23 protein-coding genes are annotated in these 26,023 nt (G+C 67.8%); 12 read left to right on the top strand and 11 right to left on the bottom strand.

The genetic code is table 11. The annotated features are described in order from the left end of the window. Positions 1 to 192 precede the first annotated feature (192 nt). From WS49_RS00745 to WS49_RS00715, 7 genes are all read right to left on the bottom strand, one after another. Positions 193 to 1,017: a phosphodiesterase gene (locus tag WS49_RS00745; RefSeq protein WP_059523564.1), complete on the bottom strand. Its 825-nt coding sequence runs from the start codon at positions 1,015 to 1,017 to the stop codon at positions 193 to 195. Positions 1,018 to 1,055: 38 nt separating this feature from the next. Then, positions 1,056 to 2,087 (bottom strand): ABC transporter ATP-binding protein, encoded by a 1,032-nt coding sequence (locus tag WS49_RS00740; RefSeq protein ID WP_059523562.1) that lies wholly within the window; start codon positions 2,085 to 2,087, stop codon positions 1,056 to 1,058. Between the two features lie 24 nt (positions 2,088 to 2,111). Beyond that, on the bottom strand, positions 2,112 to 3,008 hold the full coding sequence (locus WS49_RS00735; RefSeq protein WP_059523560.1) for an ABC transporter permease: 897 nt from the start codon (positions 3,006 to 3,008) through the stop codon (positions 2,112 to 2,114). 10 nt (positions 3,009 to 3,018) lie between these two features. After that, positions 3,019 to 3,843: an ABC transporter permease gene (locus tag WS49_RS00730; RefSeq protein WP_059523558.1), complete on the bottom strand. Its 825-nt coding sequence runs from the start codon at positions 3,841 to 3,843 to the stop codon at positions 3,019 to 3,021. A 16-nt stretch (positions 3,844 to 3,859) separates the two neighbouring features. Next, positions 3,860 to 4,888: an ABC transporter substrate-binding protein gene (locus WS49_RS00725; protein ID WP_059523556.1), complete on the bottom strand. Its 1,029-nt coding sequence runs from the start codon at positions 4,886 to 4,888 to the stop codon at positions 3,860 to 3,862. Positions 4,889 to 4,952: 64 nt separating this feature from the next. Then, entirely contained in the window at positions 4,953 to 5,978 is a 1,026-nt protein-coding gene (locus WS49_RS00720; RefSeq protein WP_059523555.1) for a LacI family DNA-binding transcriptional regulator, read from the bottom strand. A gap of 872 nt (positions 5,979 to 6,850) precedes the next feature. Next, the gene (locus WS49_RS00715; protein WP_059523553.1) at positions 6,851 to 7,408 is read right to left on the bottom strand and encodes a hypothetical protein; all 558 of its coding nucleotides are present in this window, start codon (positions 7,406 to 7,408) and stop codon (positions 6,851 to 6,853) included. A gap of 436 nt (positions 7,409 to 7,844) precedes the next feature. Between WS49_RS00715 and WS49_RS00710 the strand changes: the two genes are divergently transcribed. From WS49_RS00710 to WS49_RS00670, 9 genes are all read left to right on the top strand, one after another. Continuing rightward, on the top strand, positions 7,845 to 8,882 hold the full coding sequence (locus WS49_RS00710; protein ID WP_059523551.1) for a lipase family protein: 1,038 nt from the start codon (positions 7,845 to 7,847) through the stop codon (positions 8,880 to 8,882). A gap of 357 nt (positions 8,883 to 9,239) precedes the next feature. Beyond that, complete coding sequence (locus WS49_RS00705; protein ID WP_059523549.1) at positions 9,240 to 9,866, top strand: flavin reductase family protein; 627 nt, start codon at positions 9,240 to 9,242, stop codon at positions 9,864 to 9,866. Positions 9,867 to 10,272: 406 nt separating this feature from the next. Next, entirely contained in the window at positions 10,273 to 11,505 is a 1,233-nt protein-coding gene (locus WS49_RS00700; protein WP_059523546.1) for a 3-methyl-2-oxobutanoate dehydrogenase (2-methylpropanoyl-transferring) subunit alpha, read from the top strand. A gap of 2 nt (positions 11,506 to 11,507) precedes the next feature. Then, positions 11,508 to 12,551 (top strand): alpha-ketoacid dehydrogenase subunit beta, encoded by a 1,044-nt coding sequence (locus tag WS49_RS00695; protein WP_059523545.1) that lies wholly within the window; start codon positions 11,508 to 11,510, stop codon positions 12,549 to 12,551. Position 12,552: 1 nt separating this feature from the next. After that, positions 12,553 to 13,890, top strand: a complete 1,338-nt coding sequence (locus tag WS49_RS00690) for a dihydrolipoamide acetyltransferase family protein (protein ID WP_059523543.1) — start codon at positions 12,553 to 12,555, stop codon at positions 13,888 to 13,890. Positions 13,891 to 13,895: 5 nt separating this feature from the next. Then, a complete protein-coding gene (gene lpdA / locus WS49_RS00685) occupies positions 13,896 to 15,287 on the top strand; it encodes a dihydrolipoyl dehydrogenase (RefSeq protein WP_059523541.1) in 1,392 nt (463 codons plus the stop codon). A gap of 162 nt (positions 15,288 to 15,449) precedes the next feature. Continuing rightward, positions 15,450 to 16,079 (top strand): NAD(P)H-binding protein, encoded by a 630-nt coding sequence (locus WS49_RS00680; protein WP_059523539.1) that lies wholly within the window; start codon positions 15,450 to 15,452, stop codon positions 16,077 to 16,079. A 132-nt stretch (positions 16,080 to 16,211) separates the two neighbouring features. Further along, entirely contained in the window at positions 16,212 to 16,889 is a 678-nt protein-coding gene (locus tag WS49_RS00675; protein ID WP_059523537.1) for an SOS response-associated peptidase family protein, read from the top strand. Between the two features lie 315 nt (positions 16,890 to 17,204). Then, positions 17,205 to 18,635 carry a purine-cytosine permease family protein gene (locus WS49_RS00670; RefSeq protein ID WP_059523535.1) on the top strand — a complete coding sequence of 477 codons (1,431 nt, stop codon included), beginning with the start codon at positions 17,205 to 17,207 and terminating at the stop codon, positions 18,633 to 18,635. Between the two features lie 61 nt (positions 18,636 to 18,696). Here WS49_RS00670 and WS49_RS00665 read toward each other — a convergent pair whose 3' ends face one another. Beyond that, the gene (locus WS49_RS00665; RefSeq protein ID WP_059523533.1) at positions 18,697 to 19,902 is read right to left on the bottom strand and encodes an MFS transporter; all 1,206 of its coding nucleotides are present in this window, start codon (positions 19,900 to 19,902) and stop codon (positions 18,697 to 18,699) included. A gap of 477 nt (positions 19,903 to 20,379) precedes the next feature. Continuing rightward, the gene (locus WS49_RS00660; protein WP_059523531.1) at positions 20,380 to 21,291 is read right to left on the bottom strand and encodes a LysR family transcriptional regulator; all 912 of its coding nucleotides are present in this window, start codon (positions 21,289 to 21,291) and stop codon (positions 20,380 to 20,382) included. Between the two features lie 172 nt (positions 21,292 to 21,463). Between WS49_RS00660 and WS49_RS00655 the strand changes: the two genes are divergently transcribed. After that, on the top strand, positions 21,464 to 22,384 hold the full coding sequence (locus WS49_RS00655; RefSeq protein ID WP_059523529.1) for a pyridoxal-phosphate dependent enzyme: 921 nt from the start codon (positions 21,464 to 21,466) through the stop codon (positions 22,382 to 22,384). Between the two features lie 273 nt (positions 22,385 to 22,657). Here the strand turns inward: WS49_RS00655 and WS49_RS00650 are convergent, their stop codons facing one another. Both WS49_RS00650 and WS49_RS00645 read right to left on the bottom strand, forming a co-directional pair. Further along, positions 22,658 to 23,701 carry a DUF2242 domain-containing protein gene (locus WS49_RS00650; protein ID WP_059523527.1) on the bottom strand — a complete coding sequence of 348 codons (1,044 nt, stop codon included), beginning with the start codon at positions 23,699 to 23,701 and terminating at the stop codon, positions 22,658 to 22,660. A 129-nt stretch (positions 23,702 to 23,830) separates the two neighbouring features. Then, on the bottom strand, positions 23,831 to 24,724 hold the full coding sequence (locus WS49_RS00645; protein WP_059523524.1) for a LysR family transcriptional regulator: 894 nt from the start codon (positions 24,722 to 24,724) through the stop codon (positions 23,831 to 23,833). Positions 24,725 to 24,833: 109 nt separating this feature from the next. Between WS49_RS00645 and WS49_RS00640 the strand changes: the two genes are divergently transcribed. Next, a complete protein-coding gene (locus WS49_RS00640; RefSeq protein WP_059523522.1) occupies positions 24,834 to 25,589 on the top strand; it encodes a TerC family protein in 756 nt (251 codons plus the stop codon). Positions 25,590 to 25,649: 60 nt separating this feature from the next. Beyond that, positions 25,650 to 25,952 (top strand): TFIIB-type zinc ribbon-containing protein, encoded by a 303-nt coding sequence (locus tag WS49_RS00635; protein WP_059523520.1) that lies wholly within the window; start codon positions 25,650 to 25,652, stop codon positions 25,950 to 25,952. The last annotated feature ends 71 nt before the right edge of the window (positions 25,953 to 26,023 follow it).

Here is a 26,023-nt window from a genome sequence, read left to right as displayed (position 1 = left end):
TGGGCGGCGCGGGCGCGCGGCACGGCGTCGGCTGCGCAGGCGGCCGGGCGCCGATCGAGGCTGCCGATCATACCGGAGCACGGTGAATCCTGCCGGCCGTGCCGCCAGGCGGCCGGGGCGTGACAGGCCGCTGTCGGCCGCTATCGGCCGCTATCGGCCGCGACCGCCCGTCATCGCGCGCGACGCGCGCCTTCAGTCGACCAGTTCGCCGCTCGGCTCATAGAACGGGTAAGGCCCGTCGCCTTCGTCCACGTACACGTGATGGGACATCATTCCCGCTTCCGGCGTATAAGCGTGCATCGCGAATGCGGGCGGCTCGAGCCGGAACGCGGACGGCGCGTCCGCGCGCAGGTCGAACGCGACCTGATGCGCGGGCGCCGGCACGGCCGACGCGAGCGTGCCGCCGAAGCGCGTGAACATCGTCCGATGCACGTGGCCGCACAGCACGCGTTCCACGTTCGGATGGCCGCGCAGCAGCGCATCGAGTTTCGCGGCGGCGGCGGGGGCGAGGCGCAGCGCGTCCATGTGCCCGATCCCGGAGGCGAACGGCGGATGGTGCAGCGCGACGATCACCGGACGGTCGCGTGCGGCGTCGAGCTGCGCGGCGAGCCACGCGAGCCGCGCGTCGCACAGGTCGCCGGGGCTCGCGCCGGGCACCTGCGAATCGAGCGCGAGCACGCGCACGGCGCCGACGTCGAGCGCGTACTGCACGAATTCGCCGTCCTGCAATTCGGGACGATCGGCGAACGCGCGCCGCAACCCCGCGCGATCGTCGTGATTGCCGACCATCAGGTAATACGGAATCTCGAGCGGCGCGAGCAGGTCGCGCAGATGGCGGTATTCGTCGTCGTGACCGAAGTCGGTCAGGTCGCCCGTGACGAGCACCGCGTCGGGACGCGGCACCAGCGCGTTCAGCTTCGCGATGCAGCGCGCGAGCGCGGCGGCGGTGTCGACGCGCCGGTACGCGAGCTGGCCCGGACGCTTGATGTGGAGATCGCTGATTTGAGCAAGCAGCATCGTCGTTCCTCGGAATCTCTGGTTATCGTGGGGCGGTGTTACGCGGCGAGTGCGATCAGGCCTTCCGCCGCGATCGTGAGGCCGACCGCCGTGCCGCGCGCGAGCTCGATGCGGCCCGGCACGTCGATCACGAGTGCATCGGGCGCCGCCTGCTCGATCGTCAGCCGCGTGCGCTCGCCGAGGAACGCGCACGCGCCGATCGCGCCGCGCAGCGGCGCACGCGCGGGATCGGCGAGCTGCGCATCCTCCGGGCGGAAGAACCACTCGTCGGCGGCGTGCGGCGTGACGATCGAGCCACCGGTCGTCACGAGCGCGCCGTCGCGCCATTGTCCCGCAAGCCGGTTCAGCGTGCCGATGAACTGCGCGACCGTGCGGTTCGCCGGCCGGTAATAGATGTCGCGCGGCGTGCCGATCTGCTCGATGCGGCCCGCGCCCATCACGACGATCCGGTCGCCGAGCTCCATCGCCTCGGCCTGGTCGTGCGTCACGTACACGGTCGTCACGCCGAGTTCGCGCAGCAGCGCGTTCATCTCGCGGCGCAGCACGTCGCGCAGTTTCGCGTCGAGCGCGGTCAGCGGCTCGTCGAGCAGCAGCACGCGCGGGCGCACCGCGAGCGCGCGCGCCAGCGCGACACGCTGGCGCTGGCCGCCCGACAGCTGATCGACCGGTTTGTCCGCATGCGCGTCGAGCCGCATCATCGCGAGCAATTCGTCGACGCGTTCGCGCAGCGCGCGCGGCTCGGTCTTGCGGATCTTCAGTCCGTAGCCGACGTTGCCGCGCACCGTCAGGTTCGGGAACAGCGCGTAGTTCTGGAACACCATGCCGACCTGGCGACGCTCGATCGGCAGCGCGGTCACGTCGTCGCCGCCGAACCGGATCGTGCCGCCGGCGTCCGGCGTGTCGAGGCCGGCGATCAGGCGCAGCGTCGTCGTCTTGCCGCAGCCCGACGGGCCGAGCAGCACGAGCGTCTCGCCCGCGCCGATCGACAGGTCGAGCGGTTCGAGCACGCGCGTGCCGCGGAACGTCTTCGCGCAGCGGGTCAGGGTGATGGGAGTGGAATCGAGTTTCATGGGAGCGGGAAAGTCAACGCAGGGTCAGCGCGGGCGACGCTTCGGCGCGCGCGTGCCGGACGGATCGACGCCGAGCCACTGCATCGCGACGAGAAGCGGCAGCGTCATCAGCAGGAACACGATCGTGTACGCGCTGCCGACTTCGAGGCGCAGCGATGCATAGGTGTCGGCGAGACCGACGGGCAGGGTCTTCGTATCGGGCGTATGCAGCATCCACGTCAGGTTGAATTCGCCGATCGACAGCGTGAGCACCGCGAGCGCGCCCGCGACGATGCCGGGGCGCAGGTTCGGCAGCACGATCGTGACGAAGCGCGTGACGAACGACGCGCCGAGGCTCGCCGCGCCTTCCTCGATCGTGCGCAGGTCGGCGCCGGCGGCGACGGCCGCGACCGCGCGCACCATGAACGGCAGCGTGAACACGACGTGGCCGACGACGATGAACCACAGGCTCATCCGGAACGCGGTGAAGCCGCCGTACACGACCAGCAGCGCGAGCGCCGACGCGAGGCCCGGCAGCGCGACCGGCAGCACGAGCGCCTCCTCGATCACGCGGGCGACGCGGTGCTTGCTGCGCGCGAGCGCATAGCCGGCCGGCACGCCGACGACGAGCACGATCGCGAGCGTCGCGAACGCGACGCCGAGCGACAGCGCGACCGAGCCCTGGTATTGCTGCCACACCTGTTCGAGCCAGCGCAGCGTGAGGCCGCTCGACAGCCCGCGGAAATAGTTGACGGTGAGGCCCGCGAGCACCGACATCACGACGGGCACGATCAGGAACGCGCACAGCAGCAGCGTGACGCCCCATTGCAGCGCGGCGATCGCACGCGCGCCCGACACGCGCGGAGCGCGGCGTGCGGCGTCGTTCGCATGCGACGGGGCGGGCGCCGGCGACGGCGCGGACGAACCGGAAAGCGATTGCATGAAGAAATCCTCAGGCCGCGGCGGCGGCGGTGTGGCCGGTGAACCGGCGCGCGAGCGCGAGCACGGCCCAGGTGACGATGCCGAGCACGATCGACAGGCCGGCCGCCGTCGCTATGTTCGCGTTCAGCGTGAACTCGGTGTAGATCGTCATCGGCAGCACGTTCAGGTCGGTGGCGAGCGTGAAGGCGGTGCCGAACGCGCCCATCGCGGTCGCGAAGCAGATCGCGCCGGCCGCGATCAGGCCCGGCGCGAGCGCCGGCAGCACGATGTCGACGAAGATGCGCCACGGCGACGCGCCGAGCGAGCGCGCGGCTTCCTCGAGCGATGCGTCGAGCTTCGACGCGGCCGCGATCACCGTGACGATCACGCGCGGAATCGAGAAGTACAGGTAGCCGACGAACAGCCCGGCGACCGAATACGCGAACACCCACTTGTCGCCGGTCAGCTTCGCGGACAGCATCCCGATCAGCCCTTGCCGGCCGGCGAGCATGATCACCATGAAGCCGACCACGACGCCCGGGAATGCAAGCGGAAAGGTGAGCAGCGCGAGCAGCACGCGCTTGCCGGCGAATTCGCGGCGCGCGAGCAGCAGGCCCGAGATCGTCGACAGCGCGAGCGTCGCGAGCGTGACGCCGGCCGACAACGCGACCGTTTCGCCGAGGCTCTTCATGTAGCGCGCGTTGCCGAGCAGTGCCGCGTACTGCGTGAGGAAGGCGCCGTCGGCGGACACCCGCACGAGTGCCGCCATCGGCAGCAGCCAGAACGCGGCGAACACCGCGAGCGCCGGCGCGACGAGCGCGACGCGCCAGCGCAGCGGGAAAGTCAGGTCGAGCATGGCTTGAGTCCGGCGCTTACTGCATCACTTGCAGGTATTGCTGGCCGAACGCTTGCTGACCGGCCGCCATCTTGCCGAAGTCGACCGATTTCGCCCGGGCATATTCGCTCGCCGGCAGGAACTTCGCGGCGACGTCGGCGCCGAGCGTCTGCGCGCGCACCGGACGCAGGTATGCGTTGGCCCACAGCTTCTGGCCTTCGTCGGACAGCACGAAGTCGAGCACCTTCCTGCCGTTCGCATCGTGCGGCGCGCCCTTGACGAGGCTCATCACGTACGGCACCGCGATCGTGCCTTCCTTCGGAATCACGAACTCGACGTTCGCGTGATCCTTGTACTTCGCGCGATACGCGTCGAAGTCGTAGTCGAGCAGGATCGGAATCTCGCCGGACAGCACGCGCGCATACGCGGTCTGCTTCGGCACGATCGGCGCGTTGGCCTTCAGCTTGCGGAACCAGTCCAGCGCCGGCTTGAAATTGTCGAGGCTGCCGCCGAGCGCCTGGTTGACGGCGACCGCGCCCGCATAGCCGACGAACGCGCTCGACGGATCGAGGTAGCCGACCATGCCCTTGTATTCGGGCTTCAGCAGGTCGGCCCACGAGCGCGGGACCGGCTTGCCGTCGAGCGCGTCCTTGTTCACGAAGAAGCCGAGCGTGCCCGAGTGAATCGCGAACCAGTAGCCCTGCGGGTCCTTCAGGTTCGCGGGGATGTCGTTCCAGTGCGCGGGCTTGTACGGCGCGATCACGTCCTTGTCCTTCGCCTGGAATGCCGACGACACGCCGAGATAGACGACGTCGGCGACCGGGCTCTTCTGCTCGGCGATCAGTTGCGCGATCGCCTGGCCCGAGTTCTTGTTGTCGAACGGCACGCGGATGCCGGTCTTCTGCTTGATCGCCGCGATCTGCGCGGCCCAGTCGGCCCATTCGGGCGGACAGTTGTAGCAGATCGCGGTTTCGTCGGCGTGGGCAGCGGGTGCGAACGCGACGAGCGCGGCGCAGGCGATGGGTGCCGCGAGCACGCGCAGCAGCGAGGTCAGGCGAAAGGACACGGTGGGTCTCCGGGCGGGGTAAGGGTATGTCGCCGCACCGCGCACGCTGGCGCGGCGCGCGCGTTCAGGCTTGGTGAAACTGAAGGCCGACTGCCGGCGGCGCGACCGTCGCGCCGTCGCGCACCGTGTGCGGCAGGATCAGCGACGTGCGCTCGATCGTCGCGCCGCCGATGCATTCGACGAGGCGTTGCCATGCATGGCGGCCGATGTCCTGGTTCGGCGTCGCGACGCTCGCGAGCGGCGGCGCGAGCAGCTCGCCGATCGCGATGCCGTCGAAGCCGAGCACCGACAGGTCGTCGGGAATCGAGAAGCCCGCGCGACGCAGGCCGCGCATGACGACCATCGCCAGCAGGTCGTTGCTGCAGAAGAGGGCGGTCGGGCGCGTGGCCTGCGCGGTGAGGTGCGCGAGCACCGCGTCGGGCAACTCGGCCGCGTTGAAGTCGACTTCGACCGGCGGCAGCGTCGCGACGCCGGCTTCCTCGAGTGCCTGCGCGTAGCCGAGATGGCGCTGGCGTGCGCGATCCGACGCGGCGAGCGAGCCGGCCAGCATCAGCACGCGGCGATGGCCGCGCGCGGTCAGCAGACGGACGCCGTCATAGGCGGCGCGGCGGTTGTCGACCGACACCGACGGGCGGCGTTGCGTGTCGTTGTGCATCAGCACGTAATGCGGGCCGTCGCGGTCGAGCATGTCGAGCAGCGGATGCGTGTCCGCATCGGCGACGGTCAGGATCAGCCCTTCGACGCGCTGTTCGCGCAGCGTCTCGATCGCATGGCGCTCGCGTGCCGCGTCGTATTCGGTCGTCATCAGGATCAGCTTGAAACCGGCCGCGGTCGCGAGTTCGTCGATGCCTTGCAGGCAGTCGGCGAATACGGGGTTCGATAGCGTCGGCACGACGACGCCGACGAGCCGCGTGCGCTCGCCGCGCAACTGCCGGCCGAGCGGGCTCGGTCGGAACTGCAGCGTGTCGATGGCGGTGCGGATCGTCGCCAGCGTGGCGGGGCTGACGGTGTGCGGCGCGTTGATCGCGCGCGAAACGGTGGCGATCGAGAAGCCGGCGAGCGCGGCGACGTCCTTGATGGTCGGGGTCATGAAGTTAGGCGATGTAAACGTTTTCGGCGGGAAAATTATCGAAAACGTTTGTGACTTCGCGATGACGTCCGAGCCGTTTGTTTCGCAAGAAACACGATACAAGCCTCAGACGTTTGACGCCCGGCGAGCGGGGCGGATTCGATTGTATCGGCGGATGCTGCGGCGCGGGACGAAATCGATGAAGGTATCGCGTCGATCTCGACGGCGGCGGATGAATCGGGGCACGGACGGTGCGGGCCGACATGCTGCATCGCGATGCAATGCGCGTGAATCAGCTAACGCATGTGCAAGCAATGGTAGAATCGCGTCCGCCCTTTTGCCGGGGTGATGAAATTGGTAAACATAGCGGACTTAAACGATTGAGTGCCCGGCCGGAAACGGTCGGTGCAGAACCCTTCAAATTCGGCGAAACCCCTGACGCGCGACGCGCATCGAGGCAACGCCGAGCCAAGCCTCGCGGTACAGCTCAAGCGAGGAAGGTGTAGAGACTAGACGGGGGGCGCCTAAGGCGCACGGGCGGCGATCACGCCCGCGCGCGACGGCGAAGGCATAGTCCAGCGCACGAACGGCTTCGTTTCGACGACGCCGGCTTTGAAAGAAGCAGTGTGACGAAAATCCGCCGCCTTGATTGGCTTGCCGGTTCGAGTCCGGTCCCCGGCACCATATGTCTTTGCTGACACTCGTCCGGTCAGGCGGCATGGGCCGAGCCATTGCGTGCACGCCAGCCGTTTCTCCTCCGGTTCGATCACCCGCCAACTCCACCATCCCGCTGTAGCTGTGGCCGGCAAGCATCACCGTTGACGCCGGATTGGCGTATCGCCGGGATGGTGCCTCGGCCCAATGTGGTTGCAAATGGGACCGAGGCTCGACGCCTAACCGCGCGTGATCATCCATGCACCGCTACCGCTCCCTTCTCGATCGACCAGCAACGAAGCCGAAACGTTGTACAGGAAGCCGGATCGGCCTTCGCCCCGTGTATCCAGGAATCCGGTGCCATTATTGAATGAATTCAGCAAAAAGAGCTGGTCTTCAGTAATCAGTTGCGGATCGTTCTGGGGGTTCGAACGAATGAAAATATGCCAGGCGACGGATCCGGTGCCGCCGAGGCCGCCTGATGTAGCGACGTCGAGATTTTGGCCGTTATTTGCGTTGTTATTGAATAGCGCCAGAAAGCTATTGTCCTTGGCGCTCTGAAGCAGAATCTGGTCGCAACTCAGGACATTTTGCCCCTTGGGTTTCTGGTTGAGGGGCGACACGATAATCCACTGCGTTGCAGTTTCATTTCCGCTGAGCGACGACACCGTCCCCACATAATCCTGGCCGCCATCAATATGGGAAGGGCCGCCCACGCACAGGTAGCCGCCTTTCCAATTGCCACTGTAGCCGTTGGTGAGTCGAATCACATCGCCGTACTTCAGGTAGTCTGCCATCGTTGTTCTCCGAGTTGTCACACGATGTTCGACGTGGCCGCGTCGGATCGAATTCTAGTCGAAAATTCTTCAGACATAAGCGATGTTACGTGTCCGCGCCAATTTATTCAGTTATCGAAAATATCCCGATGGCGATGCAATTATCTGAAACGGCGATCGCCGATTTGGCGGCGCTGAATTAATGAAGCGAAAATAGGGTCCGGTTTTGAAGTGAATCTAAAAATGCCGAAGTGACTGAATGGCACCTGCCAATATCGACAGGTTGTTTCGCTGTACTGCGTGCGCCATTATTTGCGTAATTATTGCGAACCTGTGCCGCCCGTATTTAAAGAACCGCCGTTGCGCATCCAATTGCATTCGCGCCGGCGCAAGCGGCCAGGAACCGGCGTTACTCGCAATGATTCCCTTCCGCAGTGCGACGACGAGGCGACGAACCATGACATCCAGCAAACTCGGGCAAATGCAGGTCAACCTCACGTTGGCCTATGTGCTGAACAACGCGGCGACGGACAAATTCGGACACGGCATCCCGCAGCCGACAGCCCCGCAGGTGAAAAAGATCATCGTCGATCGCCTGAACGGATCGCGGATGACCCGGAACGATCAGTTCCAGATCGTTTGGGGGCCTGCGATCGTATCCGACAAGACTGATGGCTACGCCGCCAATATCACGGCCGTCTTGCAATCGACCGCCACCGGCGAATATTCGGTGGTGACGAGCGGCACCAATTTCAAATCTGCGCTCGATCTCTTGGGCGACTTTTCGTTTAGCACCCTTGAGCCGTTCAGCGCGTATGTGCCGGACTGCCCGCCCGACGCACGCATATCGGCGGGTACCAACGGAGCGCTGTTTTTCGTACTGGACACGCCGGATTCAAGTCGCGTGAAGCTCGCAGACTTCCTGCGGAGCGTGCCGCCATCGTCGGTGGTCAACGTCATCGGGCACAGCCTCGGAGGCGCCCTGGCATCCGCGATCGTGTTGTACCTGAAGCATCAGAGTGGCTTGCAGGCCCACACGTACAACTGCCAGACATTTGCGGCCCCGACAGCGGGCAATGCGGCATTTGCCGACTATTTCAACCGGCAAATGCGGGATCGTGCGGTGCGCGTGTTCAATGCGCGGGATATCGTTCCGATGGCATGGAATGCGGACACCATTCTGCATGTGAAGGATGTCTACAGCGATGCGGGGCTGGATACCCCGCTCGATACGAAGATTGCCGTCGATGCGGTTTCCCTGGCGACCCGGCCCCTGGATTACGCGCAATGGGGAACGTCCGATCTCTCGGCATCGGTGACGACCGCGATGCAGTACCGGCTTGACGGTACGGTGAATGGACACATCCGGGATTTCTCGACGCAGGTTGGCTATCAGCATATCTACGAGTACATGACCTGCCTGGATATGGCACTCTCCGACATCGACATTCCCGGGCCGGGCCCCGGCCAAGTGGCGTCGCCAATAAACCGCTGAGGGGTGCACGAGTCCTGGGCAGCGCATGAGCGCGAACGAGGCCCGCACCAGGTGTCGCGCGCAAGCGGAAATTTGCGCGAGGCAAACGGCTGGGTGAAATGAATCGCGATGTCAAAGCCCGCTTCGGCGGGCTTTGTTGTTTCCGGTTCCTGCGGGGCACGGCGGGTTTGCACGAGGACGGATCGCAAACGGATATTTCCGTCGCGCGCCGGGCGCGGAGGCGCTTCGATGGAGGATGCCGTCACGAGCATGCCGGACAGGACGCGGTGCCATCGCCGTGCGAGTGCGACAAGCGCTTCGCTTACCATCGGGATACGATTGACCCGAATGGATATCCCCGCCGCAACGCCACTCGCCATGCTCGATTCCACCTACCACTATTACGAACCCGCACAAGGCCACGGCCTCCCGCACGACCCGCTGAACGCGATCATCGGCCCGCGCCCGATCGGCTGGATTTCATCCCGTGGCGCCGACGGCACGGTCAACCTCGCGCCGTACAGCTTCTTCAACGCGTTCAACTATCGTCCGCCGATCATCGGCTTTTCGAGCACCGCCGCGAAGGACAGCCTGCGCAACGTGCAGGAAACCGGCGAATTCGTCTGGAACCTCGCGACGCGCGACCTTGCCGAACGGATGAACCAGACCTGTGCCGCGGTGCCGTATGGCGTCAACGAATTCGAACTCGGCGGGCTGACCGCGATTCCGTCGCGCCTCGTCGACGTGCCGCGCGTCGCGCAAAGCGGCGTGAACTTCGAATGCAAGGTGACCGACGTGATCCGGCTGCGCGATCATCGCGGCGTCGAGACGCCGGCGACGCTGGTGCTCGGCGAGGTCATCGCCGTGCATATTCGTCATGACCTGCTGAAGGACGGCATCTTCGACACGTTCGGCGCCGGCATCATTCTGCGCGCCGGCGGCCCGTCGGCCTACGCGCACGTGACGCCCGACAGCCGCTTCGACATCGCGCGTCCCGACGCGTGATTCATCGCCCGCCGGGCCAGCCGGCCGGCCCAGCGGGCGCGGAAGCGCCCCGACGCACCGAGACCTCGCCGGGATCCAGGATTTCGCGGGGTCTTTTGCTTCGTATCGTCCGACATGACCGGCGTGTACCGATCGGTCCGGCTCGTTACGCGCGCTCCACCGGCCGCTGACGCAGCGCAGCACGGGCGACCTGCGTTCGCGCCGCCGCCGCCATCGATCGTCCGTCGACATCCGCCATGGCAAATCTGCTCATCCGGAGCGAGCGGGTTGGTCATCGACGTTTCGCGCCATAAGGCATAGATTTCCAAGGTTGGCGTGCTTATCCGCGCGCCAGCTCGCGCGTGAGCCGGCAACCGGCCGCACGCTTCCATCAGCGTGAGACACAATCGAGCGTGGAGACGACACGATGAGCCTGTCAGAGCCATTGCGTCTGCATGTGCCGGAGCCCACCGGGCGTCCGGGCTGCAAGACGGATTTTTCCTATCTGCATCTATCGCCGGCCGGCGCGGTTCGCCGCCCGCCGATCGACGTTGCGCCGGCGGACACCGCCCATCTCGCCCGCAGCCTGGTGCGCGTGCTCGACGACCACGGCGAAGCCCTCGGCCCGTGGGTGCCGGACCTCGACGATGCACGCCTGATCGCCGGGATGCGCGCGATGCTCAAGACCCGCATCTTCGACGCGCGCATGATGATCGCGCAGCGTCAGAAGAAGATCTCCTTCTACATGGTGAGCCTCGGCGAGGAGGCGATCGGCGCCGCGCATGCGATGGCGCTGCGTCACGGCGACATGTGCTTCCCGACTTACCGCCAGCAAAGCATCCTGATCGCGCGCAACGTGTCGCTCGAACGGATGATCTGCCAGTTGATGTCGAACGAAGGCGACCCGCTGAAGGGGCGCCAGCTTCCGGTCATGTATTCGGACCGCGAAGCCGGCTTCTTCTCGATCTCGGGCAACCTCGCGACGCAGTTCATCCAGGCGGTCGGCTGGGCGATGGCGTCGGCGATCAAGGGCGACACGAAGATCTCGTCCGCATGGATCGGCGACGGCGCGACCGCGGAATCCGACTTCCACACCGCGCTGACGTTCGCGCACGTGTATCGCGCGCCGGTCGTGCTGAACGTCGTCAACAATCAGTGGGCGATTTCGACGTTCCAGGCGATCGCGGGCGGCGAGGGGACGACGTTCGCCGGGCGCGGCGTCGGCTGCGGCATCGCTTCGCTGCGCGTCGACGGCAACGACTTCCTCGCGATCTACGCGGCGTCGACCTGGGCGGCCGAACGCGCGCGCCGCAATCTCGGCCCGACGCTGATCGAGTGGGTGACCTATCGCGCCGGCGCGCACTCGACGTCGGACGATCCGACGAAATACCGGCCGGCCGACGACTGGGCCCATTTCCCGCTCGGCGATCCGATCGCGCGCTTCAAGCAGCACCTGATCGCGAAGGGCATCTGGTCGGACAGCGCGCACGACGCGCTCACGGCCGAACTGGAAGCCGAGGTGATCGCCGCGCAGAAGGAAGCGGAGAAGTTCGGGACGCTGGCCGACGACCGGATTCCGTCGCCGGCCTCGATGTTCGACGACGTGTACAAGGAGCTGCCCGCGCATCTGCGCCGTCAGCGCCAGGAACTGGGAGCGTGATCATGGCGGAACATGAAACGACGACGGCATCGGCGCAGCCGATGACGATGATCCAGGCGCTGCGCTCCGCGATGGACGTGATGCTCGGCCGCGACGACGACGTGGTCGTGTTCGGGCAGGACGTCGGCTACTTCGGCGGCGTGTTCCGCTGCACCGAGGGCCTGCAGGCCAAGTACGGCAAGTCGCGCGTGTTCGATGCGCCGATCTCGGAAGGCGGGATCGTCGGCGCCGCGGTCGGGATGGGCGCGTATGGATTGCGGCCGGTCTGCGAGATCCAGTTCGCGGACTACTTCTACCCGGCGTCCGACCAGATCGTGTCGGAAGGCGCGCGGCTGCGCTATCGCTCCGCGGGACAGTTCACCGCGCCGATGACGATCCGGATGCCGTGCGGCGGCGGCATCTACGGCGGCCAGACGCACAGCCAGAGTCCGGAGGCGATGTTCACGCAGGTCTGCGGATTGCGCACGGTGATGCCGTCGAATCCGTACGACGCGAAAGGACTCCTGATCGCCTCGATCGAGAACGACGATCCGGTGATCTTCCTCGAGCCGAAGCGCCTGTACAACGGGCCGTTCGACGGCCATCACGAGCGTCCCGTCACGTCGTGGCTCAAGCATCCGGGCAGCGCGGTGCCGGAAGGCTATTACACGGTGCCGCTCGATACGGCCGCCGTCGTGCGGCCCGGGAACGACTTGACGGTGCTGACGTACGGCACGACCGTGCACGTGTCGCTGGCTGCCGCCGAGGAGACCGGCATCGATGCGGAAGTGATCGACCTGCGCACGCTGTGGCCGGTCGATCTCGACACGATCGTCGCGTCGGTGCGCAAGACCGGCCGCTGCGTGGTGGTGCACGAGGCGACGCGCACCTGCGGCTACGGCGCCGAGTTGGTGTCGCTCGTCCAGGAGCACTGCTTCTATCATCTGGAAGCACCGATCGAGCGGACGACGGGCTGGGATACGCCGTATCCGCACGCGCAGGAATGGGCGTATTTCCCCGGCCCGGCCCGGGTCGGCGAAGCGTTGCGACGCGTGATGGAGGCCTGAGATGGGGATTCATGTCATCAAGATGCCGGATATCGGCGAAGGGATTGCCGAGGTCGAGCTGGTGGCCTGGCACGTGCAACCGGGGCAGACGATCGCCGAAGACCAGCCGCTCGCCGATGTGATGACCGACAAGGCGGCGGTGGAAATTCCGTCGCCGGTGGCCGGCAAGGTGCTGGAGCTCGGCGGGCGGATCGGCGAGATGATGGCGGTCGGCAGTGAGTTGATCCGTCTCGAAGTCGAAGGCGACGGCAACCTGAAGCCGGGCGCGAAGGCGCGCGAGGCCGGCGCGGAGGCGACGCAGCCTCCGGCGGCGGTCGATGTGCGTGCGGAGTCGTCTTCCGTCGATGAGGGGTCCGAAACACATGCGTCGCCGAAGGCGACGCCGCACGCCGCGTCCCGCGCGCCGGCCGAGCCGCGCCGCGCGGAACATGCGGTGCCGCCGCGCGCGGCACTGGCGCCGGGCGAACGGCCGCTCGCGTCGCCGGCGGTGCGCCAGCGCGCATGGGACATGGGCATCGAGCTGCGCTACGTGCGCGGCACCGGCGAAGCCGGGCGGATCCTGCACGCGGACCTCGATGCGTATGCACGCACGGGCGGTAGCGCGGCGCGCGGATCCCAAGCGCGCGGCTACGACGAGCGCAACGACGAAACCGACGTGCCGGTGATCGGCCTGCGGCGCGCGATCGCGCGCAAGATGCAGGAGGCGAAGCGCCGCATTCCGCACTTCAGCTACGTCGAGGAGATCGACGTCACCGAGCTCGAATCGCTGCGCGCCGAGCTGAACCGGCGCCACGGCGACACGCGCGGCCGGCTCACGCCGCTGCCGCTGCTGATCCGCGCGATGGTGATCGCGCTGCGCGACTTCCCGCAGATCAACGCGCGCTACGACGACGAAGCGGGTGTCGTCACGCGCTACGGCGCGGTGCACATGGGCGTCGCGACGCAGACGGACGGCGGCCTCACGGTGCCGGTGCTGCGTCATGCGGAAGCGCGCGACGTGTGGTCGATCTCGGCGGAAATCGCGCGGCTCGCCGACGCGGTGCGCGCGAATCGCGCGCAGCGCGACGAGCTGACCGGCTCGACGATCACGATCTCGAGCCTCGGCGCGCTCGGCGGCATCGTGTCGACGCCGGTCATCAATCATCCGGAGGTCGGTATCGTCGGCGTGAACCGGATCGTCGAGCGGCCGATGATCCGCGACGGCGCAATCGTCGCGCGCAAGATGATGAACCTGTCGTCGTCGTTCGACCATCGCGTCGTCGACGGCGCGGACGCGGCCGAATTCATCCAGGCCGTGCGCGGCGTGCTCGAGCGTCCGGCGCTGCTGTTCGTGGAGTGAGAACGATGAAGAACGAACACACCACGTTGCTCGTGATCGGCGGCGGGCCGGGCGGTTACGTCGCCGCGATTCGCGCGGGGCAGCTCGGCATTCCGACGGTGCTCGTCGAGCGCGAACGGCTCGGCGGCACGTGCCTGAACATCGGCTGCATTCCGTCGAAGGCGCTGATCCACGTCGCGGATGCGTTCGAGCAGGCGTGCGGGCAGGCCGGCGACGGGATGCTCGGGATTCGCGTGCGCACGCCGGAGATCGACATCGCGACAAGCGTCGCGTGGAAGGACGGCATCGTCGAGCGGCTCACGCGCGGCGTCGGCGCGCTGCTGAAGAAGCACGGCGTGCGCGTGCTGCACGGCGACGCGCGCGTGGTCGACGGCAAGACGGTCGACGTCGTGGCCGGCGACCACACGACGCGGATCGCCTGCGAGCATCTGTTGCTCGCGACGGGCTCGGAACCGGTCGCGCTGCCGTCGATGCCGTTCGGCGGCCACGTCGTCTCGTCGACCGAGGCGCTGTCGCCCGCGACGTTGCCGAAGCGGCTGGTCGTCGTCGGCGCCGGGTACATCGGGCTCGAACTCGGATTCGTGTATCGCAAGCTCGGCGTCGACGTCGGCATCGTCGAGGTGGCCGAGCGCGTGCTGCCCGCATACGACGCGGAACTCGCGAAGCCGGTCGCCGATTCGCTCGCGCGGCTCGGCGTCGGGCTCTGGCTGGGCCACAAGGTGCTGGGCCTCGCGAGCGACGGCGCGGTGCGCGTGCAGGCACCCGACGGCGCGGAGAAGACGCTGCCGGCCGATCGCGTGCTGGTCGCGGTCGGCCGCCGGCCGCGCGTCGACGGCTTCGGGCTCGAATCGCTGCCGCTCGATCGCAATGGCCGCGCGCTGCGCATCGATGACGAATGCAGGACGTCGATGCGCAACGTATGGGCGATCGGCGACGTCGCCGGCGAGCCGATGCTCGCGCATCGCGCGATGGCGCAGGGCGAGATGGTGGCCGAGCTGATCGCCGGACGCCGCCGCAAGTTCACGCCGGCATCGATCCCGGCCGTGTGCTTCACCGATCCCGAGGTCGTCACGTCCGGCTGGTCGCCCGACGATGCGAAGGCGGCCGGCGTCGACTGCATCAGCGCGTCGTTCCCGTTCGCGGCGAACGGCCGCGCGATGACGCTGCAGGCGACCGACGGCTTCGTGCGCGTCGTCGCGCGGCGCGACACGCATCTGATCGTCGGCTGGCAGGCGGTCGGGCGCGGCGTGTCGGAGCTGGCCGCGGCGTTTTCGCAGTCGCTCGAGATGGGCGCGCGGCTCGAAGACATCGGCGGCACGATCCACGCGCATCCGACGCTCGGCGAAGCGATGCAGGAGGCGGCGTTGCGCGCGCTGGGGCATGCGTTGCATGTGTGAGCATGCGTCGGCATGCGCGGCCGCTCGAAGCCCCGCCACGGCGGGGCTTTTTTGCGTGCGCGGGTGACGGGCGGGACGCGGGTTGCGGTTGACCCTCCCGCGCGGACCGTTCATCGTGTCGATTCCATGCCGATTCACCGGCCTCATACGGAATGACTTGCCATGAAACTGTTGCTCGTCGGCGCGACCGGACTCGTCGGGCGTCACGTCCTTGAAGCCGCGCTGGCCGATGCGCGGGTGGACCAGGTCGTCGTGCTCGCGCGCCGGCCGTTGACGCCGCATCCGAAGATGCGCGCGCTGGAGGTCGACTTCGATCACCTGCCCGAGGCGGCCGACTGGTGGCAGGCCGACGCGGTGATCTGCACGCTCGGCACCACGATGCGCGTCGCAGGCTCGCAGGCCGCATTCCGCCGCGTCGATCATGACTATCCGCTCGCGGTCGCGCGTCTGGCGCACCGGTCCGGCACGCCGACCTACGTGCTGAATTCCGCGCTCGGCGCCGATCCGGGCTCGCGCATCTTCTACAACCGCGTGAAGGGCGAGGTCGAGCGCTCGCTCGCGGGCATCGGGTTCGCGTCGCTCACCTGCGTGCGGCCGGGCCTGATCGGCGGCAGCCGCGACGAATTCCGGTTCGGCGAGCGGATGCTGGTGCTTGCGTTGAGCGTCGCCGGGCCGCTGCTGCCGCGGAAGTGGCGCGTGAATCCGGCGCCGCGCATTGCCCGCGCGCTGCTCGACGCCGCGCTCGAGGCGCGTCCGGGCGTACATGTGATCGGATCGGAACGGTTGGCCTGAACCGCAACCGGCGACGACGCCATCAAGCGGGCCGAACGGTTGTAAGACTGTTTCGTCACACCAGGCAAAAGCGGACATACGACGTGCACGCTGACCTACGATGAAGACATCGCGTCCATCATCTGCCCAACCGTGTGCACGCACTACCGCGCCCCCGATGAAGACCCGGGTATCAGCGAGCTGAGGATCGGCATCGGCGACCTGTTTCGCCGCGAGCCGTGGGAACCCGACGTATATCCGGATTACGCGGCACCCATCGCGCGCGCCGACGGCGACGGCCTCGCGGTCGTCAGCGCGGTGTTCGGCTTCTGGCCGAAGTTCATGCAGCCCGAGCGTCTCGACGAGAACGGCCGCAAGCGAAAGAAGCTCGATACTGTGAACGCGCGCGCGGAAACGGTCGGTTCGTCGCGACTCTACGGCAACGCCTGGCGCAACGGCCAGCGCTGCCTGATTCCGGTGCGCTGGATCTTCGAGCCGTGCTACGAAACGGGCCGCAACGTGTGGCACCGGATCGGTGTCGACGGCTGGCAACCGTGCTGCGTCGCCGGCCTCTGGCGGCGTTACGAAACGGTCGACGGCCGCGAGCGTATCGGCATGACGATGCTTACGGTCAATGCCGACGATCATCCGCTGTTCGCGCGCATGCATCGGCCCGGCGACGAGAAGCGGGGCGTCGTGATCCTGCGCCGCGACGACTACGACGAATGGCTGCACGCGCGCGACATCGAGGCCGCGCGGCGCATGCTGACGCTCCTTCCCGCCGGCGACATGGTCGCCGCACCCGATCAGGCGTCGCCCGCCGGCGCCTGAGGTTTCGTTTTCCCTGCATTTCTCATACGGTCGACCGACACCTCCGATCGCCGGATGCGCTCCGTTTTCCCGGCCGATCCGGAAGGCTGCCGGACACCGGGTAATCACCGATATCTGCCGGGTTGTATATACAAGATCATCCGCTGGCACTGTCGGCCACGGGGCGTGCCGGCTGCGCGCCAGCGTGCGGACCGTGCGTGGCGCGTGTGCCGGCGATTCACGGCGCGCCGCACCCGACGAGTCGAAAGGGCGGCTCGGCACGTTCCCCGTCTCGTCCAAACCGTTTGCGATCCTCAGTATCTTGGAGATTTTCCCGTGTCAACGAATCCCAGTGGAAAAGCCGGTGGTCTGATCGAGGTACGCTCGATCGATTTCATTCCCGACGCCGAACGCCACGGCGGCCTGTTGAGCCAGTTCACGCTGTGGCTGTCGGCGAACATGCAGATCACGGCCATCGTCACGGGGGCGCTGGCGGTCGTGCTCGGCGGCGACGTGTTCTGGTCGCTGGTCGCGCTGTTGCTCGGCCAGCTCGTCGGCGGCGCGGTGATGGCGTTGCACGGCGCGCAGGGGCCGCAACTCGGCTTGCCGCAGATGATCTCGAGTCGCGTGCAGTTCGGCGTCTACGGCGCGATGATTCCGATCGTGCTCGTGTGCCTGATGTACATCGGTTTTTCCGCCAGCGGCTCGGTGCTCGCCGGGCAGGCCGTCGCGCAACTGCTGCACGTCGACGACGCGGCCGGCATCCTGCTGTTCGCGGCCGTGATCGTCGTGCTGACGGTGTTCGGCTATCGCGCGATCCACTTCGTCGGCCGGATCGCGAGCGTGGTCGGCATCGTCGCATTCGTCTACATGTTCGCGCAGCTGTTCGCGAACCACGACGTCGGCGCGTTGCTCGCGAACCGGCACTTCTCGCTCGCGAGCTTCCTGCTGTCGATGTCGCTGTCCGCGTCGTGGCAGATCGCGTTCGGCCCGTACGTCGCCGATTATTCGCGCTACCTGCCGCGCTCGACGTCGTCGGTCGCCACGTTCCTCGCGGTGGGCCTCGGCTCGGTGATCGGCGCGCAGGCGGCGATGGTGTTCGGCGTGTTCGCGGCCGCGCTGGCCGGCAGCCAGTTCGCGCACCATGAGGTGTCGTATATCGTCGGGCTCGGCTCGACGGGCGCCGTGGCTGCGTTGCTGTATTTCACCATCGCGTTCGGCAAGGTGACGGTGACGGCACTCAACGCGTACGGCAGCTTCATGTCGATGGCGACGATCGTCAGCGGTTTCCGCGGCAAGGGTGCGGTGTCGTCACGCAGCCGTCTCGTGTACATCTTCGGGATGATCTGCGTGTCGACGCTGATCGCGCTCGCCGGCCGCCATTCGTTCCTGAAGGAATTCACGGCGTTCATCCTGTTCCTGCTCGCGTTCTTCACGCCCTGGAGCGCGATCAACCTGGTCGACTACTACTGCTTCACGCGCTCGCGCTACGACGTGCCGGCGCTGTCCGATCCGGACGGCCGCTACGGCCGCTGGAACGTGATGGCGATCACGATCTACGTGGTCGGCATCCTGGTGCAGTTGCCGTTCATGTCGACCCACATCTACACGGGCGCGCTCGTCGACGCGCTCGGCGGCACCGACATCTCATGGATCCTCGGCCTCGTCGTGCCGGCCGGGCTGTACTACGTCGGCGCGCGTGCGTCGCGACGCAGCATCCCCGAGCGCCTGATCCTGCCGCTCGAACGCGGCGAGGTTCACCACTGAACTGACTGACGCGTCGCGTCGCCCGTCGTGCCGGCCGGCACCCGTACGGATCGCCGCGTGCTTACGAACTCGCGGCGACCGGCGCGCGGCGGCGCTGGATCATCTGCAGCGCGACCAACGCCAGCCCGGCCGCGGCGATCAGCCCGCCGACGAGCGGCACCGCCGCATAGCCGAAGCCGGCCGAGATCGCCGCGCCACCGGCTGCCGCGCCGACCGCGTTGCCGAGATTGAACGCGCCGATGTTGACGGCCGAGGCGAGGCCCGGCGCGTCGTGTGCGGCACGCATCACGCGCATCTGCAGCGGCGGGACCACCGCGAATGTCGCGACACCCCAGACCAGCAGCGTGACCGCCGCGCCGACATGCGTGCGGGCGAGCAGCGGGAACGCGGCCATCGTCACGATCAGCAGCACGAGGAAGCCGATGAGCGTGCCGTCGAGCGAGCGGTCGGCGAGGCGGCCGCCGGCGATGTTGCCGATCGAGAAGCCGACGCCGATCAGCACGAGCATCGCGGTGACGAAGCCGGGTGTCGCGCCGGTCAGGTGTTCGAGCGTCGGGGCGACATACGTGTACAGCGTGAACATCGCGCCGGCGCCGAGCACCGTGGTCCCGAGCGCGCCGAGCACGACGGGGCGCGTGAGCACCGACAGTTCGGCACGCAGGTTCGGCATCTTGCCGGCTTCGCCCTTCGGCAGCGCGGCGAACAGGCCGGCGATCGCGATCAGGCCGAGCGCGGCGGTCGCCGCGAACGACATGCGCCAGCCGATCATCTGGCCGAGCCAGGTCGCGGCCGGCACGCCGCCGACGTTCGCGATCGTGAGGCCCATGAACATCGTCGCGACCGCGCTGGCCTGCTTTTCACGCGGCACGAGGCTCGCCGCGACCACCGAGCCGAGCCCGAAGAACGCGCCGTGGTTCAGGCTCGTGACGAGCCGTGCGAGCAGCAGCGTCGTGTAGTCCGGCGCGACGGCCGACAACAGGTTGCCGATCGTGAAGATCGACATCAGCGCGATCAGCGCCGAGCGACGCGACCAGCGCGCGAGCAGCAGCGTCATCAGCGGCGCGCCGACCATCACGCCGATCGCATACGCGCTGATCAGCATGCCGGCCTGCGGAATCGACACGTGTACGCCGTCGGCGATCACGGGCAAGAGGCCCATCGGCGAGAACTCGGTCGTGCCGATGCCGAACGCGCCGGCGGCAAGCGCCAGCAGCGGCAGCGCGGCGCTGCCGCCCGGGCGGGAAGGGGAAGAGGTCGTGCTGTTCACGCGATGAGCTCCTGCAAGCATGGGGCAACGGCATCGGGCCATTGCGGACAGGGTGAAGTGTGCCTGCGTTACTTTTGCGGAAAAAGCCGCGCTCGGGCGAAATTATCTTGATTCGATGTCAATAATTCGGAGTCGAGCCGGCATGCGTGTGCGGCCCGAGTGGCGCGGTTTCGGCGATTCGCCGGCGCGGCTTGCCGACGAAAAAAGCCCCGGTCACAGGGGGCCGTGACCGGGGCGAAAAGCATCCTCTCTTTGGCACGAGGGTTGGATGCGGGCGCAGTATATTTCGGGGCATAACATTTCGAAATGACGTTAAACGGCCTCTTTTGGTGCCAATTTAAAAATTCCGACGTGACGGCGTCGTCCGTTATCGATCTGAAAGATTTTTCGTTTGTCCGAGCCAATGTTTAGTGCGCGATGACGGCGAAGCCGACTGAATCCACCGTCGGCGCGCGGATCGCGCGTGCCCGCGATCGATCATTCCGCTTGGCCGGCCGCGTCGCGCACCGCTTCGAGAAACCGCGCGACGACGGGAGACGCCGGCACCGCCGCACCGTCGAATACGAACTCGATATCGAAGCGGCTCGCGAGTTCGTCCAGCGCGACGAGCCGGACCGTGCGCGGGCACGTCGGCGACGCGCTTTCCGGCACGAACGCGCAGCCCATGCCGGCCGCCACGAGACCGATCAGCGTCGGGATGTCGCTGCCCACCTGCGCGATGCGCGGCGTGAACCCGGCCCGTTCGCACTGCGCCATCAGGAAGCGGTGATGCGCGGCGGAGCGCTGCGCGTCGAACCAGACGAACGGCTCGTGCGCGACGTCGGCGAGCGTGCGCGGCGCGCGGAAGCGGCCGCCGGGCGGCGCGGGCATCGCGAGCACGAAGCGGTCGCTCAGCAGCCGCACGCCCGACAGATGCGGCGCTTCGTCTCGGCGCCACGCCATGATGCCGCCGTCGAGCTGGCCGCGCATCAGCGCTGCCGCCTGTTCGGCGGACAGCATCGGCGCGATCGACAACTTCACGTCCGGACACGCGTCGCGAAACGCCTTCAGCACATTCGCGACGACCGGCAGCGGCAGGCAGTTCGGCAGCGCGCCGAGGCGCAGCTCGCCGAGCTGGCCGGATGCGCTGCGCAACGCGCGTTCGCGGCTGTCCTGCAACGTCGCGAGCAGGCCCGTCGCATCCTGCAGGAAACTCACGCCGGCCGCCGTCAGCGTGACGCCCGTCGTGCGGCGGATCAGCAGCGGCGTGCCGATCGCATCCTCGAGCTCGCGGATCTGGCGCGACAGCGCGGGCTGGACGATGCCGGCCGCGCGGGCGCCGGCCATCACGCTGCCGGCTTGCGCGACGGCCACGAAGTAACGCAGGTGACGCAGTTCGATCTGGCGCATGCGATGTCGACTCCCGTTGTCGGCGTTGATTCGGCGGATATGCCTGTCAAGCATGGCAGGCACCATCCGATGGTATTGGAAAAGCATGACGGGTGTGCCGTACGATGATCGACGTTGCCGGGCCTGTTCGCAGGCCGCGTGCGTTCCCTTTGTCCCGACCGTGTCCCGCACCATGCCGCTTCATATCCCGACCCCCTATGTCCGCTCGCAAATCGCGTCGCGCCGTCTCGGCAAGAACATCCGATTGAAGCTCGACGCGCTGCAGCCGTCCGGTTCATTCAAATTGCGCGGCATCGGCGCGGTGTGCGAAGCGCGGCATGCGGCCGGCGCGCGCCGGTTCGTGTCGTCGTCGGGCGGCAATGCGGGCATCGCGGTCGCGTATTGCGGTCGCGAGCTCGGCGTGCCGGTGCTCGTCGCCGTGCCGGAAACCGCGTCGGCCCGCGCGCGGGCGCTGATCCGCGCGGAGGGCGCGGAGGTGGTCGTGCACGGCGCGAGCTGGGCCGAGGCGAACGCGTACGCGCTGTCGGCCGTCGGCGCGCAGGACGCGTTCGTGCATCCGTTCGACGACCCCGTGCTGTGGCAGGGGCACGCGACGATGATCGACGAGATGGCGGCGGCCGGCCCGAAACCCGACGCGGTCGTGCTCGCGGTCGGCGGCGGCGGGCTGCTGTGCGGCGTCCTCGAGGGGCTCGCACGCAACGGCTGGCACGACGTGCCGGTCGTCGCGGTCGGGACGGAAGGCGCGGACAGCTACGCGCGCTCGGTCGCCCAGGGGCATGCGGTCGAATTGCCGGCGATCACGAGCATCGCGACGTCGCTCGGCGCGAAGCGGCCGTGCGACGCGGCGGTCGAGTGGGCGAAGCGGCATGCGATCCATCCGGTCATCGTGTCGGATGCGCAGGCGGTGGCTGCGGCACTGCGGTTCGTGGACGAGCACCGGATCGTCGTCGAGCCGGCGTGCGGCGCCGCGCTGGCCGCGCTCGAACAGTCGGTGCCTGCGCTTGCTTCGGCGTCGGAAATCGCGGTGATCGTATGCGGCGGCGTGACGGCGACGGTCGAGCAGTTGCAGGCGCTGAACGCGACGTTGCGGTAACGCGCCGGCGCGCGTGCCGCGGCGCGGCCGGGCGGCGCTGCGGGGGCGAAGACGTAACGACGGAGTGATCGCGCGGCGGGAATGATCGCGGGCGTCGGCGGAATCGGGATTCGTGTGGTTCGTCGCGACGGGCTGCGCTCGATCGCCGGTCACGTCACGGCGCGCATGCGCAACCGGCCTTCGGGTGTGCGGCGATCAAGTGGGGCGTCGGGGAAGGGCGCACATGGCGCGCCGCGCGCGACGGGCGCACGACGCGGAGAGATGACCTCGCGATCAGTTCGCGGACGGCGCGCTGGTACCGGTCGGTGCGGACGACGCGACGGGATCGGCGGCAGCGGGCGCGGGCGCCGATGCCGGAGCAGCGTTCGCGGAGGCTGCCGGTGCGGGCACGGCCGATGCCGATGTGGGTGCGGCCCGCATGACAGCGGCAGGTGTCGAAGCAGGCACGGCCGCCGACGCGGATGCTGGAGCCGATGCCGAGGAGGAAGGCGGGACTGCGGCCGAAGCCGCCGCAGGTGCCGAAGCCGATGCCGGCACGCCACCCCGCATCGCCCCCGGCGCGACCACGGCCGATGCCGCAGCAGGCGCAGCAGGCACGGCCGACGCGCCCGAAGCCGGCGCGACGCCCGGCCCCGACAGCGGCACCGGCGCGGCAGGCGGCGTCGGCACGACCGGCGTCGTCATCTTCATCGGCTCGCCCTGCGGCGTCGGCGCGGGTTCGGGCAGCGGCGTGACGGGTTCCTTCTCGGCCGCCTTCACGGTCGCGCGATCGCGGCGGGCCGGATCGATCTTCAGGAAATGCTCGACGAGATTGAAGAAGCGCTCGTAGAACACGCCGGCGGGAATCGTCTCGCTCGCGGTCTTCACGAGCGCGTCGTCGCTCGACCCGATCGGCAGCGACAGTGAGCCGAACACGCTGAGCCCGACGCTCGCCGACGTATTCGACTTCTTCAGCGTGTAGCGGTCTTGCACCGCGTTCACATACGCGATGCTCGACGAGCCGTCCGCATTCGCGTCCGCGCACACGACGTGAAACTCGATCACGACGTGCATGTCGTTGCTCGGCTGGAAATTCTTGCTGCCGTCGACCGCATCGTTGCGCGACGACGACACCACGTAGCCCTGGCTCAGCAGCGCGCGCCGCGCGGCCTCGCAGGCCGCGTCGGATTTCGAGCGGAACGTGTGCGCATACGGGCTGCTCGTCGCGTCGAACTGCTCCTGCTGGTAAATCGGCTTGGGCGGCGACGAGCACGCCGCCAGCACGGTCGCGGCCGCGAGCGCGCACGAAACGGAAAACAGGCGAAATCGGTTGTGCATGGCGTCTTTCAAAAGGCTCGGCGAGATGCCGCGCGGGGCTGCGGGCGCAGCGGCGGGGCCGGTGCGATGCGCGTGGCAATCTCGTATGGCCGGGGCGTCATTATAGTTTCGTTTGATGTCGCGCTCGCTTCAGGCGGCCGGCGCAGGCCGCGCGGCGGCGAGCAGTCGCGATGCCAGCGGGTGGTGTTCACCGCGCCGCGAGCGGATCGCGTGGATTTCCTCGGTCACGTCGCCCGCCCGGCCGAGCCGGCGCAGCCCGCGCAGCAGCGATGCGTCGTTCGCGCCGAGTTCGCTGAGCGGAAACACGCCGAGGCCCCGCGCCGCGAACACGGCCATCAGCGCGCTGTCCTCGAATTCCCCGGCCACGCGCGGCACGATCCGTTCCCGTTCCAGCCACAGGTCGAGGCGTGCGCGCAGCGCCGAGTGGGCGGTCGGCAGCAGCACCGGCAACTCGGCGAGGCACTCCGGAAAGCGCTGCCGCGCGGCCGTCGTGACGAGCGCCGCGGGCCCGTACCAGTCGACCGGCGACGCGACGAGCCGCTCGCTCGTCACGCGCAGATTCGACCCCGACGGCGCGCCCTGGCCGGCCAGCACGAGGTCGAGGTGATGCAGCGCCAGTTCCGCGAGCAGTGCGTCGTGCTCGCCCTCGTGGCACAGCAGCCGCGGCGTGGGCGTGTCGAGCACCGGCGCGAGGATCGCATGCGCGGCGAGCTTCGAGATCCCGTCGGCTAGGCCGACCGCGAGCCGCACGGTCGGCTGGCTGGCCGCTGCGCGCACCTCGTCGGGAATCAGCCGGCCCATCTCGAAGATGACCTCGGCGCGCGCATACGCGGCCTGGCCCGCATCGGTCATCGCGACGCCGCGCCCGACCGGGCGCAGCAACTGGTGGCCGAGCGCCTTTTCGAGTTCGCGGACCTGCGCGCTGATCGTCTGCACGGCCATGTCGAGCCGCTCCGCGGCGCGCGCGAAACCGCCTTCCTTCACGACGACCCAGAAATAGTACAGATGGCGAAAATTCAGCATCGGATCGATATTTCGGAAAAACCGAACCAAATATCAGATTCTCTCTGATTTTTTCGAAGTCGTGGGGTGGCCTATCATCGGGCTTTCCACATTCGAATCGGCCCTTTTCATGGACTACCTGCTGACGCTTGCCGCCGACCCCGCCGTCTGGGCCGCGCTCCTGACGCTCGTCGTGATGGAAGTCGTGCTCGGCATCGACAACCTGATCTTCATCTCGATCCTCAGCAACAAGCTGCCCGAAGCGCAGCGCGCCCGCACGCAGCGCCTGGGCATCGCGCTCGCGCTCGTGATGCGCCTCGCGTTGCTCGGCAGCGTCGCGTGGATCGCGAGTCTCACCGAGCCCGTATTCACGCTGTTCGATCACGCGTTCTCGTGGCGCGACATGATCCTGCTGTCGGGCGGCCTGTTCCTCGTCTGGAAGGCGACCACCGAGATCCATCACCACGTGTCGCACGACGGCGACGGCGCGGGTGCGTCCGGCGGCGCGGCGGGCCTGACGGTATGGGCCGCGATCGGCCAGATCGTGATGCTCGACATCGTGTTCTCGATCGACAGCATCGTGACCGCGATCGGCATGACCGAGCACGTCCCGATCATGTTCGTCGCGGTGATCGTCGCGGTGAGCGTGATGCTGTTCGCCGCGCAGCCGCTCGCACGCTTCATCGACCGCAACCCGACGATCGTGATGCTCGCGCTGTCGTTCCTCGTCGTGATCGGCATGACGCTGATCGCGGAAGGCTTCGGTTCGCACGTGCCGAAGGGCTATATCTACGCGGCGATGGCGTTCTCGGCGTTCGTCGAAGGCATGAACATGCTGGCGCGGCGTGCGAAGGCGAAGCGCGCGGCGCGGGTCGAAGGTCACTGAGAAAGCGGGCGGGCGAGGGCCCGCCCTTGGTTCGGAATGCTCAACGAAAGGAGAAGCGCGATGAAATGTCCGGTCTGCAAGACGCCCGACCTGCTGATGGCCGAGCGCCAGTCGATCGAGATCGATTACTGTCCGACGTGCCGCGGCGTGTGGCTCGATCGCGGCGAGCTCGACAAGCTGATCGCACGCGAAACCGGCGATGCGCCGCCGCGCCGCGACGAGCCGCCCGTGCGGCACGATGCGCAGGCGCCGCGCGGGCGTGACGACGGCTGGGGGCGCGACGGCCGCTCGCACGACGACCGCTATCGCCACGACGGCCAGCGTCGCAAGAAATCGGTGTTCGACCTGTTCGATTTCGATTGAGCGTGACGGCGGGCGTGCACCGCGCCGCACGATGGAAAAAAGCCCCGCCGGGTGTCATGCCCGGCGGGGCT

Source organism: Burkholderia sp. RF7-non_BP4 (assembly GCF_001521935.1).
Taxonomy (GTDB): Bacteria; Pseudomonadota; Gammaproteobacteria; order Burkholderiales; family Burkholderiaceae; genus Burkholderia; species Burkholderia diffusa.
This window is presented reverse-complemented; position numbering and strand designations above follow the sequence as displayed.